At 64.9% G+C, this 14,694-nt stretch carries 18 protein-coding genes and 1 tRNA gene; 9 read left to right on the top strand and 10 right to left on the bottom strand.

What is annotated here, in order from left to right; genetic code table 11:
• Positions 1–24: 24 nt before the first annotated feature.
• The 3 genes from E2I15_RS04080 (at position 25) to E2I15_RS04090 (ending at position 956) form a co-directional block, all read left to right on the top strand.
• Positions 25–396: an SANT/Myb-like DNA-binding domain-containing protein gene (locus E2I15_RS04080; RefSeq protein WP_016846479.1), complete on the top strand. Its 372-nt coding sequence runs from the start codon at positions 25–27 to the stop codon at positions 394–396.
• Positions 397–480: 84 nt separating this feature from the next.
• Positions 481–699 carry a hypothetical protein gene (locus E2I15_RS04085; RefSeq protein WP_155262202.1) on the top strand — a complete coding sequence of 73 codons (219 nt, stop codon included), beginning with the start codon at positions 481–483 and terminating at the stop codon, positions 697–699.
• On the top strand, positions 648–956 hold the full coding sequence (locus E2I15_RS04090; protein ID WP_137483094.1) for a class I SAM-dependent methyltransferase: 309 nt from the start codon (positions 648–650) through the stop codon (positions 954–956). The genes E2I15_RS04085 and E2I15_RS04090 overlap by 52 nt, the downstream gene beginning before the upstream one ends.
• A gap of 32 nt (positions 957–988) precedes the next feature.
• Here E2I15_RS04090 and E2I15_RS04095 read toward each other — a convergent pair whose 3' ends face one another.
• Positions 989–2,134: an alkane 1-monooxygenase gene (locus E2I15_RS04095; RefSeq protein WP_137483093.1), complete on the bottom strand. Its 1,146-nt coding sequence runs from the start codon at positions 2,132–2,134 to the stop codon at positions 989–991.
• Positions 2,135–2,295: 161 nt separating this feature from the next.
• On the opposite strand from E2I15_RS04095, the gene E2I15_RS04100 reads away from it, so the two are divergent.
• Positions 2,296–3,306, top strand: a complete 1,011-nt coding sequence (locus tag E2I15_RS04100) for a helix-turn-helix domain-containing protein (protein WP_137483092.1) — start codon at positions 2,296–2,298, stop codon at positions 3,304–3,306.
• Positions 3,307–3,585: 279 nt separating this feature from the next.
• Here the strand turns inward: E2I15_RS04100 and E2I15_RS04105 are convergent.
• Together E2I15_RS04105 and E2I15_RS04110 are read right to left on the bottom strand one after the other, a co-directional pair.
• Positions 3,586–3,662, bottom strand: a tRNA-Arg gene (locus tag E2I15_RS04105).
• A gap of 92 nt (positions 3,663–3,754) precedes the next feature.
• Positions 3,755–4,027: a hypothetical protein gene (locus E2I15_RS04110; protein ID WP_137483091.1), complete on the bottom strand. Its 273-nt coding sequence runs from the start codon at positions 4,025–4,027 to the stop codon at positions 3,755–3,757.
• 212 nt (positions 4,028–4,239) lie between these two features.
• Between E2I15_RS04110 and E2I15_RS04115 the strand changes: the two genes are divergently transcribed.
• The gene (locus E2I15_RS04115) at positions 4,240–4,686 is read left to right on the top strand and encodes a hypothetical protein (protein ID WP_018272072.1); all 447 of its coding nucleotides are present in this window, start codon (positions 4,240–4,242) and stop codon (positions 4,684–4,686) included.
• Positions 4,687–4,752: 66 nt separating this feature from the next.
• Here the strand turns inward: E2I15_RS04115 and E2I15_RS04120 are convergent, their stop codons facing one another.
• Positions 4,753–7,020: a cation:proton antiporter domain-containing protein gene (locus E2I15_RS04120; protein ID WP_246668389.1), complete on the bottom strand. Its 2,268-nt coding sequence runs from the start codon at positions 7,018–7,020 to the stop codon at positions 4,753–4,755.
• 210 nt (positions 7,021–7,230) lie between these two features.
• Here E2I15_RS04120 and E2I15_RS39520 point away from each other — a divergent pair, with 210 nt between their 5' ends.
• Positions 7,231–7,353, top strand: a complete 123-nt coding sequence (locus E2I15_RS39520) for a hypothetical protein (RefSeq protein ID WP_256438759.1) — start codon at positions 7,231–7,233, stop codon at positions 7,351–7,353.
• A gap of 325 nt (positions 7,354–7,678) precedes the next feature.
• Here the strand turns inward: E2I15_RS39520 and E2I15_RS04125 are convergent, their stop codons facing one another.
• From E2I15_RS04125 to E2I15_RS04140, 4 genes are all read right to left on the bottom strand, one after another.
• Positions 7,679–7,981, bottom strand: a complete 303-nt coding sequence (locus E2I15_RS04125) for a plasmid stabilization protein (protein WP_137483089.1) — start codon at positions 7,979–7,981, stop codon at positions 7,679–7,681.
• 13 nt (positions 7,982–7,994) lie between these two features.
• Complete coding sequence (locus tag E2I15_RS04130; RefSeq protein WP_016844440.1) at positions 7,995–8,213, bottom strand: hypothetical protein; 219 nt, start codon at positions 8,211–8,213, stop codon at positions 7,995–7,997.
• 84 nt (positions 8,214–8,297) lie between these two features.
• Entirely contained in the window at positions 8,298–8,525 is a 228-nt protein-coding gene (locus tag E2I15_RS04135) for a hypothetical protein (RefSeq protein ID WP_016844441.1), read from the bottom strand.
• An 86-nt stretch (positions 8,526–8,611) separates the two neighbouring features.
• Entirely contained in the window at positions 8,612–9,433 is an 822-nt protein-coding gene (locus E2I15_RS04140) for an AraC family transcriptional regulator (protein WP_137483088.1), read from the bottom strand.
• A gap of 117 nt (positions 9,434–9,550) precedes the next feature.
• On the opposite strand from E2I15_RS04140, the gene E2I15_RS04145 reads away from it, so the two are divergent.
• The 3 genes from E2I15_RS04145 to E2I15_RS04155 all read left to right on the top strand — a co-directional run bounded on the left by E2I15_RS04145 (position 9,551) and on the right by E2I15_RS04155 (position 12,323).
• Positions 9,551–10,735 (top strand): MFS transporter, encoded by a 1,185-nt coding sequence (locus E2I15_RS04145; protein WP_137483087.1) that lies wholly within the window; start codon positions 9,551–9,553, stop codon positions 10,733–10,735.
• A gap of 140 nt (positions 10,736–10,875) precedes the next feature.
• A complete protein-coding gene (locus tag E2I15_RS04150) occupies positions 10,876–11,250 on the top strand; it encodes a hypothetical protein (protein WP_155262203.1) in 375 nt (124 codons plus the stop codon).
• Between the two features lie 200 nt (positions 11,251–11,450).
• Positions 11,451–12,323 carry a DMT family transporter gene (locus E2I15_RS04155; protein ID WP_137483086.1) on the top strand — a complete coding sequence of 291 codons (873 nt, stop codon included), beginning with the start codon at positions 11,451–11,453 and terminating at the stop codon, positions 12,321–12,323.
• Here the strand turns inward: E2I15_RS04155 and E2I15_RS04160 are convergent.
• Both E2I15_RS04160 and E2I15_RS04165 read right to left on the bottom strand, forming a co-directional pair.
• Positions 12,320–13,783 carry a cryptochrome/photolyase family protein gene (locus E2I15_RS04160; protein WP_137483085.1) on the bottom strand — a complete coding sequence of 488 codons (1,464 nt, stop codon included), beginning with the start codon at positions 13,781–13,783 and terminating at the stop codon, positions 12,320–12,322. The two genes, E2I15_RS04155 and E2I15_RS04160, sit on opposite strands and share 4 nt — an antisense overlap.
• Before the next feature lie 21 nt (positions 13,784–13,804).
• Positions 13,805–14,464 carry a peroxiredoxin gene (locus E2I15_RS04165; protein ID WP_137483084.1) on the bottom strand — a complete coding sequence of 220 codons (660 nt, stop codon included), beginning with the start codon at positions 14,462–14,464 and terminating at the stop codon, positions 13,805–13,807.
• Positions 14,465–14,694: the final 230 nt, after the last annotated feature.

Below are 14,694 nucleotides of genomic sequence, written 5' to 3' on the forward strand. Positions count from 1 at the left end.
GGGTATCCAGGCGGTGAGGGGCAGATGGGGATCGTGCGACGCTGGAGCCCTGACGAGGACGAGAAACTCAGAGAACTCGCCAGGGCCGGCAAGAACGCTCTCGAGATCAGCAACGAACTGACCCGCAGCGCTTCGGCCGTGCGCCGGCGCGCCGAGGTCCTGTCGGTCCTGATCATGGCAAAGGCATTTCGCGCGCGCCCCTCGCATGTCGCCACTCATCTCGAGCGGGTCGCGATCGACGCGATCCGCAACCGCCGTCCGTTTCCCGCGGGCGTCGGCCCGAGCACCATTGCGGGAATGATCGAGAAGGGCTGGATCGTCCCGGAGATGGGTCGCAGATACAACGTGACCGATGCCGGCGTGGAGGCGGTGCGGCGGAAGATTCCGAGCGGGTGAGAGCGGAGCTGCCTGCGCGTTCGACGCACTGCGCCGAAGCGGCTCGCCTGGCTTGCGCGCAATGCGTCCGGCGTCTCCTCGTACATGGAAATCGGCTGCCGCTGGGGCGGCATGTTCATCCTGGTTACGGAATGGCTCAGAAACAGCGGCGCCGACCTCAAGACCGTGATTGCACTCGATCCGATCGCGCCGACGCCGTTTATCTCGGCCTATTTCGATCTGCTGCGGCAGCAGGCCGCTATCGAACCGACTTGCAGGATTTTTCAACCTCGCCGCTGGTCGGTGCGCATGTCGACCGGCTGAAGCCGGACTTCGTCTTTATCGACGGCGATCACAGCCTGCGCGGCGCGCTGCAGGATCACCTGCTGGTGCGTTCCCACGCCCGCATCATCGTGCATCATGACATCCATTCCCAGGTCTGTCCCGATACCACGCTGCTCTGGAAGGCGCTGAAGCAGTTCGAGGCGCCGAGCTTCGATATGTTCGAATTCACCAGCCAGTATCCGTCGGTCAATGGCTCTTTCCTCGGCATCGGCGCCATGAAGCGGCGATCGGCGTAGATGTAGGACCGGGATCCGTGCAATCGCCGCGATCACAAGCTCGCGGGCCGATCACCGAGGTTCAACTTGCTCTTGTCGCCGCCGGCCCAGGCCAATGTCTTCGGATCCATCACGCGGAACCAGAGCGGCGGGATCGCCGCCAGCCCGAACATGCCGGTGTAACCGTTCGGCAGCCGCGGGATGTCGTCGAAATCGCGCAATGACTGATATGGGCGCATCGGGTTGGCGTGGTGGTCGGAGTGACGTTGCAGGTGGAACGTCATCAGGTTCGAGACGATGTGGTTGGTATTCCATGAGTGGCGCGGCTCGACGGCCTGGTAGCGGCCGTTCGGCAGCTTCTCGCGCAGCAGCCCGTAATGCTCGACATAATTGGCCTGGGTCAGCGCGTACCAGCCGAGGAAATGGTGCGCAACGATGAACGGCGCGACCTTCCAGCCGAACAGCGCGATCAGGACGGCCGCGACGACGAGTGTCAGCGCAAAGCCCTGCAGGATCTCGTTGTGGACCGACCAGACCGGCTCGCCGCGCCGGGTCAGCCGTTCGGCCTCGTTGCGCCAGCCGCGCTTGAACGCGCCTGGCAGTTCGCGCGTTGCGAACGCGTAGATCGATTCACCGAAGCGCGCGCTGGCGGGGTCCTCGGGGGTTGCGACCCAGGTGTGATGGCCGCGATTGTGCTCGACGCGGAAATGCGCGTAGCCGACCGCGCAGTTGGCGAGCATGCCGAACAGGATGTTGAGCCTGTCAGCCTTGTGGCCGAGCTCGTGCCCGATCAACAGCGCGCCGCCATTTATGGTGCCGACGCCGAGCAGCAAGGCGACATAGGACCACCACGGCAGATACTGGGTGCCGAAGAAGGCGATCAGCGCGACGTAGTTGACCCAGGGAAACACCACGGTGATGCGCGCGAGGCGCAGGTAATAGGGATCGGCCTCCATCGCGGCGACCACTTCCGCCGGCGGATTGTGGGTGTCTTCGCCGAACACGACGTCGAGCAGCGGGATCAGGATGAAGATGAAAACGAAGGGGATCAGCGTCACCAGCGGATTGTGCGTCCGCAGGAACAGCCAGTAGGACAACAGCGGGATCAGCGGCGGAATGAACGAGAGCATCCAGAGATAGCGTTTGCCGTCCCGGTAGGTGATGGTTTCCCCAGCAGCATTGGTGCCCGTGAAGATCATCGCATTCCCTCCAGCGTCTCTTGCGAGGCGGCGTTCGCCGTTGTTGGGCCAAGCATGCCGCGAGGCGGGCCTGTGCCGCCAGTTCACAATAGGCCAATTTTGTGGCAGTTTGCGCCAAGCCTGTTCGGCCGGTCGTTCGCGAGGGGGAGGTCGCCGACGCCATGCACGGATCGGAATCCGATGCCCTTCACACGCCGGTGTCCGCGGTCTATGCGCGGGCGCTGGTGCGGGCCTTCGGCCAGACGCGAAGCGATCGCGACGAACTGCTGAAGGGTACCGGAATTCGGCTCGAGGCGCTCGACCAGCCCGGCGCTCACATGCCGGTATCCTCGCTGGTGGTGCTGGCAGCCAACATCACCCGCCGGCATGGCGAGCTGTGGCCGTTGTCGGCCGCGGCGGTCTGGTCGACATCGCTGCAAGGCGCGCTCGACGTCGCGACCAGGACGGCGCCGACCATCGCTGATGCGTTGGCGACCGGCGCGCGTTTCGGATCGACCCGCGCGCCCTTCGTCCGCAACCGGCTGCGCAAGACCGCGCGCGGGATCCAGATTGAAATCTCTCCCGCGGTCGCGATGGACGAAGCGCTGTGGCATGCCGTGGCGCTGGCGGTCAGCCTCAACGTGCACGCCGTGTACGTCCAGCTGCTCGAGGATTCGATCGGCCAGGCGACGCTGCAATTTCCCTGGCCGCCGCCCGCGGGCGCGGAGCGGCTGCTCGAGCATTATTCCTGCGCGGTGAAGTTCAACGCCGCCGCCTTCATCTTCGAGGTGCCGAAAGCGCTTGGTGCGCGGCCGTCGCCGTTTGCCGATCCGCAACTGCACGCCAAGGCGATCGAAGCGCTCGAGGCGATCGAGAATCCGCAACCCGATACCACGGCGCTGGCGGGGATCGTTGAGCGCCTGATCGCGGCGCGCCTGCCGCAGCGCCTGGCTGAGGAGGAGGCCGCGCGCCTCGTCGGCACCTCGCGGCGAACGCTGGTGCGGCGGCTCGCCGAGACCGGCAGCGCCTTCCGCCCGCTGCTCGATGGCGTACTGCGCGAGCGCGCGAGGATCATGCTCGCGACAGGCACCCAGTCGCGCGACGAGATGGCGGCCGCGCTCGGCTACACCGATGCGACGAGCTTCAGCCGGGCGTGCCGGCGGTGGTTCGGAGAGAAGGGCGGGCGGGGTTAGGGCGCGGTTCATGGCCCGCGCGAGCCCACAGATCCCAGTGGACGGTACGCAGACTGAACGATGCCGATCCCGTCAATGCGTATGCAGGGCGTCGTAGGCGTGGGCAAAAAACACAGCGGCGCTGAGGAGCAGCAGCGCGACAATGGTCGCTTCCATCATGACACTTCCCCATTATCGTTTGGGTAGATGCTACCGGTGAAATGTTTCCGCCCGGTTTCGTCTGCTGATGAAAATGGTTTCGTGGCTGCCGTAGCACGCTGGCACGGGGTGTCCAAATGATGGCGCGCTCGGAGAGATTCGAACTCCCGACCCTCGGAATCGAAATCCGATGCTCTATCCAGCTGAGCTACGAGCGCGTTGCGGGTCGATTATCAGACTTGGGCGGGGAGGGCCAGCAGCCACGGAGCGCGGCACCCGGCGGTGCCGGCGGCCCTCTCCCTTGCAGCCGTCAGAAGCAGGGATGCCGGCGGTGGTCCTGGCCGATATAGGCGGCCGCGCTCTGATAGCACTTGTTGCGCGCGGGGCCGTCGTAATAGGCGAAGCTGCCGGCGGTCGGGCCGGGGCCGTAATTGTGCAGATAGCTGATGTGGTAGGGCAGGCCCCAATGGGCGTGGTGGTGATGCCGGTGGTGGCGCGGATGGGCCGTGAGGTCGGCCGCGGCCGCCGGAGTCAGGGCCATCACGGCCAGAGCGAGGGCGGCGAAAAGCTTGGTCTTGATCATGGACGGCCTCCGGGCATTTACGGGAATCGGCATTCTGGGCCGTCCCAAGGACCATTTAACCCGGAATCGGGGCCGAAAGCTGCGGGAAATCAGTCACAGCGCGCCAAATTTTGCCTTTTTGCGGATGCTTAACGGATTGCCAACACAGTCCGGCCAGAGTCTTGCGGTCAGGTCCGCCCGGGCCCGGCCTTTCCCGCGGTTTCGAACGATCCATGCGCATCACGCCCCTTGTCGCCTTGCTGCTCTCGGTTCTGGCCGCGACGCCCGCGCGGGCGGTACTGCACATCACGCGCGACCATGGCGGCTATGTTGAGGAGTACAAGGCCAAGTACAAGCAGATCCGCGAGCGCCGCGAGCGCGTCGTGATCGACGGCATCTGCAACTCGGCCTGCACGCTGGTGTTCGGCATCGTGCCGCTGAACAAGATCTGCGTCACGCCGCGGGCCAGCATCGGCTTCCACCAGGCCTATTACGACAAGGCCTTCACCTTCGGCATCAAGGTCACCAGCCTCGAGGGCACCTCCGACCTGATGTCCTACTACCCCGATACGGTAAAGGACTGGATCCGCCGCAATGGCGGCCTCACCACCGAGATGAAGAAGATCAAGAACGGGGTCGATCTCTGGAAGATCGTCGACCCCTGTCCGGAAGAGTGGTAGGCGCCCGCTCTCCGAACCTCCTTCCTCAGGTCTTTGTTGGAAGTCTTCGGCTTCAAGTCTTCGGCTTCAAGTCTTGGGCCTGACGTCGCCATCCGACACCAGCAGCACGGACGCCTTCGACTTGCCGAGCACGGCCGCGGCGATGCTGCCGAAATTCAGGCTGTCACCCTGGATGCGGTCGACGCCGATCACGACGAGGTCCGCCCGGCTTGACGCGATCTCCTGCAGGATCGCGACCTCAGGTGCGGTATTGGCGCGCAGCCGCGTCGTCACATTGATGTCGTAGCGCGCCGCGGTCGCCGCGATATCCTTCAGGATCGCTTCCTCATGCGCCAGCGACATGCTGGGGCTGGTGCGGCGGGCGCCCTTGTCGCGCGTGGTCGAGACGTAAACCACCTGCAGCGGCTCGCTCGAGAGGCGCGCCAGCGCGATTGCGACCTCGGCGCCGCGCCGCGAGACGTTGCTGCCCGAGACCGGCACCAGGATCTTCCGCGCATTCGCCGTCGGCTCCTTCTCGTGCACGCCCTTGGCGGCCGCGATCGCCAGCGGGCCGTCGAAGCCGGAGGTGAGGTCGTCGATCCGCCTGTCGAAGCCGCCATCGGGGCCGGCGACCGCGTCCATGCCGACCACCAGCAGATCGAAGCCCTTTCTGGCTTCCTCGGCGATCGCCTCCGCCGCCGTCTCCTCGCGGGCGCGGCTGATGACGTCGACATTGCCGCCGCCGCCGTCGGCACCGGCTTCGGCGCTCGCCTTGGCCGCACTGATGACCGCCGCCTCGGGGCTCTCCTCATCGGCGCGGTTTTTCTCTTGCAGCTTGGCATTGGTGCCGACATGCAGCACCGTGATCGGCAGACCGCGCCCGCCGGCGAGCTGGCCGGCGAGATGCGCGGCGAATGTCGCATTGCTGCTCTCGTCGACCGCGAGCAGCAGCCGCTCGAGATTGGCGACGAAGCCGCGCTGCTCATATTCCTCGCGCTCCAACCGCTCCTTTTCGTCCTTGCCGAGCGGCAGCCGCGCCAGCGCGCTGCGCAGCATCGGCGGCATCGCCATCGTGGTCAGGATCGCCATGGTCACGATCATCGAGAACATGGTCTGGCTCAGCACCCCCATCGACAGGCCGATGGTGGCGATGATCACCTCGGTCGAGCCACGCGCATTCATGCCGCTCGCCAGCGCATAGGATTCCTGCCGGGTCAGCCCGCCCAGCGCACCGCCGACAAAGGCGCCGCCGAACTTGCCGATGCTCGCGATCAGGACCAGCGCCGCGGTCAGCCCCAGCACCGACGGGTCCTTCAGCACCGTGAGGTCGGCGCTGAGGCCGGCGAGCCCGAAGAAAACCGGCATGAACAGGCTCGAGATCAGTCCGCGCAGCCGCTCGTCGATCTGCCGGGTCAGGATCGGGGATTCCCCGACCAGCACGCCGGCGGTGAAGGCGCCGAGCACGGTGTGCACGCCGATCAGGTGCGTGATCATCGCCATCCCGCTCATCAACAATAGGATCACGGTGATCACCGCTGCCGAAGAGACCAGATGGTCGTTGGCCCAGCGGATCAGCCGGAACACCAGCCGCCGGCCGATCGTGAAGCTGATCGCAAGGAACGCCAGTGTGCCGAACAGCGCCTGCGCGACCGAGAGGATGTCGAGGCTGCCGCGCGAGGCGAGGCTGAAGATGACGGCGATGATGATCCAGCCGAGGGTGTCGTCGATGATCGCGCTGGCGACGATGATCTGGCCGACATTGCGGCGCATGAAGTTCATCTCGCGCACCACGACGGCCACGATCTTCACCGAGGAGATCGACAGCGCCGTGCCGAGAAACAGCGATGCGATCAGCCGCGCTTCGGGATGCGGCAGCAGGCCGTCGGGGAGGAATTCGCCGAGCACGAAGCCGCAGACAAACGGCACCGCGATGCCCGCCACCGAGATCGTGGTCGCGGCGCGGCCGACCTTGCGCACCAGCTTGAGGTCGGTGTCCATGCCCGTCAGCAGCAACAGGAGCAGGATGCCGAACTGCGCTATGCCGTCGATCAGCGCCTTCTGCTCGCCGGACGGCGGAAAGATCACGCTATGCGCCGACGGCCACAGCCAGCCAAACAGCGATGGTCCGAGCAACAGGCCGCCGAGCAGTTCGCCGATCACGGAGGGCTGGCCGATCCGCTGCATCAATTCGCCGAGGCCGCGCCCGACCGTGATCAGGAGCGCGATCTGGGCGAGCAGAATGAACTCGGATGGCTTGCTCGCCTTGCCGCCCTCGGCGTCGGCTGCCGTGATAATCACGAGCAGGATGACGGTCGCCCAAATCGCCGGTTGAAGCCGCCCCCAGCGGATCACCATGGCATCTCCGATTCCCATTCCAGCGCGGCTCGGCCCGCTTGCCGTCAACGCCCGGGTTCCGAAAGCGATCCACTGGGTAGATTTTTGGAACCGAGGCACCGGCGGTTCGTTTCGCTCATGATGCGTTCATCCTGGTAATGCGAATGTCTCCATGAGCGACCTTGGCCGCCGGAGCGGCTGCGGCTCAGCTCGCGCGAACGGGAGGCTGCGATGGCAACCAGATCCAATCTTTCGAAGGCTGAACTCGCGCGTAGCGTTGCCGGCGCCACATCGGCATTGGTGCTTAGCGCGCTCGTCCTGTTCGTCGCCGCGCATCACCTGAGCGGCGGGTAGGCAGGCGGCGCGTGCCGCACCGATCCATCAAAGCAGGAAGGTCCCGATCAGGAGGCCGGCCGCAAATGCCCAAAGCCCGAGGGTGCAGGCCGATATGACCCTGACGAGATTGCGCAGATCTACGTCCTGCCAGCTGCTATGGGACCGATACGTCAATTGCAGGCACCCCCTGCGGTGGCCGCCTTTGCTTCCTGGCCCGACAGCCTGTTCCCGATAGGTGCCCAAATGAAGGCAACCAATCGTGGCGCCCGATCACGCATTTGCGAGGCGCCGCCTCAAAGCGCCCGGTATTGTCTTCCTGCCGGTGAAATGATGCCGGTGCGGATCAGGCTGCCCGGCGCTTGCGGGTCCGCGCGGCCTTCTTCGCCGAGCGCGACCGCGCCGCTGCCGGACGTTTTGCGGCCGCCTTGCCGCCGAGCTTGCCGCCCTTGCGCGACGGCGAATGATCCTCGCGCGTGCCGCGGCCGGAGCCGCTCTTCTTGCCGCCGTGGGTCTCCTTGTTGACGGTCGCCCATGCGCGCCGCTCGGCCTCGCGGCTCGAAATGCCGCGCTGCTCGTAGCCTTCCTCGATGTGCTCGGCCTGCCGCTTCTGCTTGTCGGTGTAGCTCGACTTGTCGCCTCTGGGCATTGCGCTCTCCTGTCTATTTTGATCGAGACGTCCGCCGGGCTTCGCCCGGGTCGTCGTCCGGCTCGACGACCTCGAATCTGGACCGGCTGAAGCGACCCAATCCGCTGAGCTCGTAATAGCCGTCACGTTCGATATCCCTTGTCACCTCGTAGACGCGCCCGAGCGAGAGGGTGTCCCGCTGCAAGGTGTTGTCGACGCAGCGAACGTGAAAAATCTTGCCGGTTTCGGCCATGCGCTCATCCTGAATTGTGGTCTGGTTCGGCGTTACTTATCGTGTGACGTCGCGATCGCAATCGGTGCGCCTGCCATCGGCCGATCACGAAATCTCGTTCGGCAATTTCCATTCGGGCGCCGGCTCGCAGACTTCACCATCGTCGGGAATCTGCTTCATGTGATAGCCGGCCGGCAGCACCTGTCCCGGAGCCTCATCCGCGACCGGAACATCGAAGACCAGCCCGGAGACCAGTGCATGTTCCCACGCTTGCTTTTCCGTCGGAAAGGCCTTGTCGATTTGTCTGTCGCGATCGAACAGCGCGTAGGGCATCTGGCATCCTCGAGCATTGCCTGGCGCAGGCGGCTCGCCTGTCGTTCGCCCGATATGTCGAAAACGTCCGTTGCTGACCGGTGTTCCTAAATTCGCCCCCCAGCCGCGAAGGCCGGGCCGCTACCTTGCATGATATCGCTGAGATATTTCGCCGGTGGCTTGCCGAGCGCCTTCTTGAACATGGTGATGAAGGCTGTGACGGACTCGTAGCCGAGTGCGGACGAGACCTGCTGTACGCTCGCGCCGGCGGAGAGCTCGCGCAATGCGACGATCAAATGAAGTTGCTGGCGCCAGCGCCCGAATGTCAGGCCGGTTTCTCTCAGGATGAGACGCGCCAGACTGCTCTCGCTCAGTGCCACGCGTTCGGCCCATTCGGCCATCGTGCGGCGATCGGCCGGATCGTCGGCGAGCGCTGCCGCGATCCGTCGCAAGCGTGGCTCGGGCGAGATCGGCAGATGCAGCTGCTGCAGCGGCATGCGCGGCAATTCGCTCAGCAGCAATTGCGCAACGAGCGTCTCGCTGCCGCCGTCGTGCTGCAAGCGGTCGGAAAGCGCGATAATCAGCTCGCGCAGCAACGGCGAGATCGACAATGTGCAACAGCGGTCGGGCAGGTCGGCGGCACCGGGCTCGATGAAGACGAAAAAGATCCGCGCATTGGCGGTTGCGATATTGGTGTGGCGCGTGCCGCCTGGAAGCCAGACGCCGCAATGCGGGGGCACCATCCACAACCCGTTCGGAACGCGGCACATCACGCCGCCGCCGAGCGCAAAGACGAGCTGCCCCTTCCGGTGCGCGTGCTCGGCCGCTTCGACTTTGTTTTCAGTGACGTCGAGGCGCACGGCGATGGCCGCCGCTGCGACGTCATCCGGATCAAGGTCCGGCCAAGGATAGCGAAGCTGAAAGCCCATAACGGAGCTGGAAACCCGTCGCGTGACTGAATTTAGCGATCGATAGAACAGATATGTAAATTCGTCCGGCGGCCAAGTCGATAGCCTCGCGCATGCAGATGGGCAGGAGAGCATGCGATGACGATGATTGCGCCGATGCGCACGCTGGGCGGGCAGGGGCTGTTGTTGACGGGGGTCCTGCTGATCGCTTCGACGCTCCGCGCGCCCATTACCAGCGTCGCGCCGATGCTCGGCATGATCGGTGAGACCAGCGGGATCAGCGCGGCGGAGGCCGGGATCCTGACGACGCTGCCCTTGCTGGCATTCGCGGCGATTTCACCGGTTGCAGCTGTGCTCGGGCGCAAATGGGGCATCGAGCGGTCGCTATTCGGTGCGCTGCTTGTCATCGCGGCTGGGATCGCGCTGCGCTCGTCCGGTCCGGTCTGGGCGCTGTTCGCCGGAACCGCCACCATTGGCGCCGGAATCGCCGTCGGAAATGTGCTGCTGCCGAGCCTGCTCAAGCGGGACTTTCCGACCCGCATCGCCAGCCTGACCGGCGCTTACGCGATCACGTCCGCATTGGCCCAGGCGCTCGCATCTGTCGTGGCCATCCCGCTCGCCCAATTGCCGGGATCGAACTGGCATCTCTCGCTCGCGAGCACGCTGATCTTTCCGTTGGTGGCGCTGATCGCCTGGGCACCTCAACTGGGGGCGCACGCGGCCCCGACGGTCGAGCCGGCCTCGTCACCGCATCGCGGGCGCATCTGGCACTCGCTGCTCGCCTGGCAGGTGACCGGCTTCCTCGGCCTGACCTCGCTGGTGTTCTACATCATCGTCGGATGGCTGCCCGCCATCCTCGTGCAGGCAGGTTACCTAGCGGCGACTGCGGGTACGCTGCACGGTGCGCTGCAATTGGCGACCGCGGTCCCTGGCCTGATCCTCGGGCCGATGGTACGGCGCATGAAGGACCAGCGCGGGGTTGCGATCGCCGTGTCGCTTGCGACCTGCGTCTCGCTGCTGGGATTGTGGCAGCTTCCGTCGCTCGCAATGCTGTGGGTCGCGCTGTTCGGCTTCGGGGCGGGTGCAGCCTTCATCCTCGGCTTGACATTCGTCAGCCTGCGAACCTCGCACAGCCACCAGGCGGCCGCGCTGTCGGGCATGGCGCAGTGCCGCGGCTACTCGCTCGCCGCTGCGGGCCCGCCGCTCGCCGGATTCGCCCATGATGCGACCGGAGGCTGGGAGGTTGCGCTCGCGTGCTGCGCCGTCGCGACGGTGCTGATGGCCGTCCTGGGCCGATCAGCCGGCCGCGCGGCGACAATCTGATTGTCGTTCAATGCGGAAATATCGCGAGCCGGATCCGGCTCGCAACAAGGCGTGGCGAGGGCCGGTCGGTTGTCTGCGCTGCAGGCGCGCGCTACAGAAGACGGGAAGCTTCGCAAGCAAGAGCCAAGGGAAAAGTATCGTTGAGGACATCTGCCAGCACGCGTATCGTGATCGGATCGACGCTCTTTGCCTTGGCGTCGAGCGCATTCCTTTTTCTGGTTCCTCCGAGTCCGATCGACAGAAACCTGTTGCGTGGCGCCTTCCGTCTTTACAAGGGATATGCGTATCTCATCCCTGTCAAATACGTGGACGGCACGCTCGAGACTGCCCGATTGTACGAAGACGACCGGCTTCTCGGCCCTGCGAACAGTGCCCAGGAAGAGATCATCGACAAGGGGGCCGGCCGATTCGTATTCTACCGGGACACCTGGAATTACTTCGGCCCGGCCTTGATGTTCTCGACCAGCGACAATACCGACCCGAACACCAACGGCAGGAAGTATCATCTCAGATGACGAACTGAAGCTGCTGGGGCCGCGCGCCCTCCCGCATGCGCGGGTGATGACACCGCGTGTTGGCCATCTTGAATTGCGACTGATCCACACTGTCGCCCCTGCTTTCGCGGGACGACAATGTGCTTGCGGAACGGGCGCGGCCACCCCACGCAAAATTCGCGATTGCTGGCAGCCTCGTCTTCAGGCAATGACGGCCTGCAATGAACAAGAGCTTCGAGGAAACTGCCGCTCGTCTGGCGCCGGCGATCTTTGTCGTGCTGTGGAGCACCGGATTCATCGGCACCAAATACGTTATCAACAATGCGGAGCCGCTGACCTATCTGGCGATCCGGATGGCGTTCGTGGTGCTGGTGATGGCGGTCATCGCCGCGATCGCGCGGCCGAATTGGCCGGACCGGACAGGCATCTTCCACAGCGCGGTCGCCGGCATCCTGGTGCACGGCTTCTATCTCGGCGGCACCGCGATTGCGATCGCGCATTCGGTACCGGCGGGGCTGTCGGCCTTGATCCCGGGCCTGCAGCCGATCCTGACCTCGACTATCGCCAACCGCTGGCTGGGCGAGCGCGTCACGCCGCTGCAATGGGGCGGGCTGGTGCTCGGCCTCGCCGGCGTCGTATTGATCCTGCACAACCGGCCGATGACGGGCGAGGCGGGGTGGGGCTGGCTCGCCTCCGGCGTCTCGCTGATCAGCATCACCTTGGGCACGCTCTATCAACGGCGTTATTGCAACCGGATCGACTGGCGCGCCGGCAATCTGGTGCAGTACATCGCGGTGACGATCTTCTTCGGCATCGGCGCCTTCGTGTTCGAGACCAATGTCGTGCATTGGACCGGCGAGTTCGTGCTGGCGCTGGCCTGGCTGGTGTTCGCACTGTCGATCGGCTCGATCGGGCTGTTGTACTGGCTGATCCGTCACCATGCCGCGACCTCGGTCGCGAGCCTGTTCTATCTGGTGCCGGCGGTGACCGCGCTGATGGCCTACATCCTGTTCGACGAGCGGCTGGATCATGTCGCCATCGCCGGCATGGCCGCCTGCGCAGCCGCGGTGCTGCTGGTCAATCGCCGCGCTTAATCGCTGCGACGGATTTTCGCGTAAGCTGCAAGCGCGCGTTCGCGGCCCTGCTTGTGATCGACGATCGGCGGCGGGTAGGTCTCGCCGAGCCGGACGCCGGCGCTGGCGAGGTCGATCGGCGTCGCGGTCCAGGGGTGATGGATCAGGTCGTTCGGCAGGCGCGCGAGCTCCGGCACCCAGCGCCTGACATAGCCGCCTTCGGGATCGAATTTCTTGCCCTGCAGGACCGGATTGAAGACGCGGAAATAGGGCGCGGCATCGGCGCCGCAGCCCGCTACCCATTGCCAATTGGCGGGATTGGAGCCGGCATCGGCATCGACCAGGGTATCCCAGAACCATTGTTCGCCTGTGCGCCAGTCGATCAAGAGGTGCTTGACGAGGAACGAGGCGACTACCATGCGCACCCGGTTGTGCATCACGCCGCTGTGCCAGAGCTCGCGCATGCCGGCATCGACGATCGGATAGCCGGTGAGTCCGCGCTGCCATGCCTTCAAGGCAAGAGCGTTGCGCTTCCACGGAAAGGCATCGAACTGATCCTGCAAGTTCCGATCCGCCATGTCGGGAACGTCGAACAGCAGGTGACGGCAGAATTCGCGCCAGCCGAGCTCGCTGAGGAACTTGTCGATGTCGCCGGCAAGGCGCGAGTCTTCCGCGACGGCGAAGCGTGCCGCATGCCAGACCTGCCGCGGGCTGATCTCGCCGAAACGCAGATGCGGCGACAGGTGCGAGGTGCCGTCGCGATCGGGCCGGTCGCGGTCCCCGGTGTAACCGCTGATCCCCTCATCGAGGAAGCGCTTCAGCCGCGCCTGCGCCGCGGCTTCACCCGGTGTCCAGGTCTCGCGCAAGCCGCCGGCCCAATCCGGGCTGTCGGGCTCGAGCTTCCAATCATCGAGGGCGTCGCTCGCGATGCCGCCGATGGATGTGAGCCTCTTCGGCGCCGGCAACGGCTTTGGAGGATCGCCGAGGCCTTGGACGCGCCGCCAGAACGGCGTGAACACGCGCAAGGTCCGGTTGTCCTTGTTGCGGATCGCCTTCGGTTCGACGAGCAAATCGCCGCGGAAAATTTGCGAGTCGATGCTGTCACTTGCGAGCGCGGCTTCGACGTCTCTGGCAACGGCCCGATGCGGCGCATGTGCGATGTCGTTCCAGAATACGGCGCGTGCGCCGATTTCGCGCGCCGCCGTGGCGATCATCGACGCGGCCGGTCCGGTGCGCAGCACCAGCGATCCGCCTGCCATGGTGAGGCTCTTGCCAAGTGCGCGCAACGACTGCGCCAGCCACCAGCGCGTCGCACCCCCGAGCCGACGTACGGACGGCGGCATCAATGCACGGCTCTCTTCGTCGCGCACATAGAGGCCGACGACCGGCGCGCCGCTTGCCGCCGCCTCATGCAACGCCGGGTGATCCGACAGCCGCAGATCGTCGCGAAACCAGACGATGATCGGCCGTAGGCGGGTCATCCGGACGCAGCGAGGCTGCCGTTACTTCGGCTGCGGCACGATGCGGATGTAAGGCTTCGGCGCCTTCCAGCCCTGCGGATAGATCGTCTTGGCCTCGTCGTCGCTGACCGAGCCGGCGATGATCACGTCCTCCCCCTGCTTCCAGTCGGCAGGCGTGGCGACGCGGTGCTTGGCGGTCATCTGCAGCGAGTCGATCGAGCGCAGGATCTCCTGGAAATTCCGGCCGGTGGTCATCGGATAGACCATCACCAGCTTGATCTTCTTGTCCGGTCCGATCACGAACACGTTGCGGACGGTCTGGTTGTCGGCCGGCGTGCGGGTGAGGGGATCGCCGGAGGTCGAGGCCGGCAGCATTTCGTAGAGCTTGGAGACGTTGAAGTCGGTGTCGCCGATCATCGGATAGTTCGGCGCCGCGCCCTGGGTTTCCCTGATGTCCTCGGACCATTTGGCGTGACGGTCCACCGGGTCGACCGACAAGCCCATCAGCTTGACGCCGCGCTTGTCGAATTCGGACTTCAGCTTGGCGAGCGCACCGAGCTCGGTGGTGCAGACCGGGGTGAAGTCCTTGGGGTGCGAGAACAGCAAGGCCCAGCTATTTCCGATCCAATCGTGGAATTTAATTTTTCCCTCGGTGGTCTGGGCTTCGAAGTCGGGGGCGGTTGCGCCGATCGGGAGGGGCATGGTTCTACCTCATCTTGTTGAAGTTGCTATTGAAATTGTGTTCGAGGCTGTCTGTTCCAGTATAGGACGCGAAACGGCTTAAGTGAACGGGTTGAAACAAAAGAGAGAAATTTCTCCGTCAGCAAGGAATTCCAAGCAACTTGTTTTGATCCCGGTCCCTGCGGCAGAAATATCAGCTGCGGCACAAAAGCCCGGAAATGCCCAGATAAAGCCGCTTATCGCCGTCATCA

It is taken from the genome of Bradyrhizobium sp. BR2003 (assembly GCF_009720285.1).
Lineage (GTDB): Bacteria > Pseudomonadota > Alphaproteobacteria > Rhizobiales > Xanthobacteraceae > Bradyrhizobium > Bradyrhizobium elkanii.

What these genes read in the sequence shown, in the direction of transcription:
- E2I15_RS04080 (WP_016846479.1), top strand. Translation starts at nt 25, where the DNA reads ATGGGGATCGTGCGACGCTGGAGCCCTGACGAGGACGAGAAACTCAGA.
- E2I15_RS04095 (WP_137483093.1), bottom strand. Translation starts at nt 2,134, where the DNA reads ATGATCTTCACGGGCACCAATGCTGCTGGGGAAACCATCACCTACCGG.
- E2I15_RS04155 (WP_137483086.1), top strand. Translation starts at nt 11,451, where the DNA reads ATGAACAAGAGCTTCGAGGAAACTGCCGCTCGTCTGGCGCCGGCGATC.
- E2I15_RS04125 (WP_137483089.1), bottom strand. Translation starts at nt 7,981, where the DNA reads ATGCCCAGAGGCGACAAGTCGAGCTACACCGACAAGCAGAAGCGGCAG.
- E2I15_RS04115 (WP_018272072.1), top strand. Translation starts at nt 4,240, where the DNA reads ATGCGCATCACGCCCCTTGTCGCCTTGCTGCTCTCGGTTCTGGCCGCG.
- E2I15_RS04140 (WP_137483088.1), bottom strand. Translation starts at nt 9,433, where the DNA reads ATGGGCTTTCAGCTTCGCTATCCTTGGCCGGACCTTGATCCGGATGAC.
- E2I15_RS04120 (WP_246668389.1), bottom strand. Translation starts at nt 7,020, where the DNA reads ATGGTGATCCGCTGGGGGCGGCTTCAACCGGCGATTTGGGCGACCGTC.
- E2I15_RS39520 (WP_256438759.1), top strand. Translation starts at nt 7,231, where the DNA reads ATGGCAACCAGATCCAATCTTTCGAAGGCTGAACTCGCGCGTAGCGTT.
- E2I15_RS04130 (WP_016844440.1), bottom strand. Translation starts at nt 8,213, where the DNA reads ATGGCCGAAACCGGCAAGATTTTTCACGTTCGCTGCGTCGACAACACC.
- E2I15_RS04165 (WP_137483084.1), bottom strand. Translation starts at nt 14,464, where the DNA reads ATGCCCCTCCCGATCGGCGCAACCGCCCCCGACTTCGAAGCCCAGACC.
- E2I15_RS04110 (WP_137483091.1), bottom strand. Translation starts at nt 4,027, where the DNA reads ATGATCAAGACCAAGCTTTTCGCCGCCCTCGCTCTGGCCGTGATGGCC.
- E2I15_RS04160 (WP_137483085.1), bottom strand. Translation starts at nt 13,783, where the DNA reads ATGACCCGCCTACGGCCGATCATCGTCTGGTTTCGCGACGATCTGCGG.
- E2I15_RS04145 (WP_137483087.1), top strand. Translation starts at nt 9,551, where the DNA reads ATGACGATGATTGCGCCGATGCGCACGCTGGGCGGGCAGGGGCTGTTG.
- E2I15_RS04135 (WP_016844441.1), bottom strand. Translation starts at nt 8,525, where the DNA reads ATGCCCTACGCGCTGTTCGATCGCGACAGACAAATCGACAAGGCCTTT.
- E2I15_RS04100 (WP_137483092.1), top strand. Translation starts at nt 2,296, where the DNA reads ATGCACGGATCGGAATCCGATGCCCTTCACACGCCGGTGTCCGCGGTC.
- E2I15_RS04085 (WP_155262202.1), top strand. Translation starts at nt 481, where the DNA reads ATGGAAATCGGCTGCCGCTGGGGCGGCATGTTCATCCTGGTTACGGAA.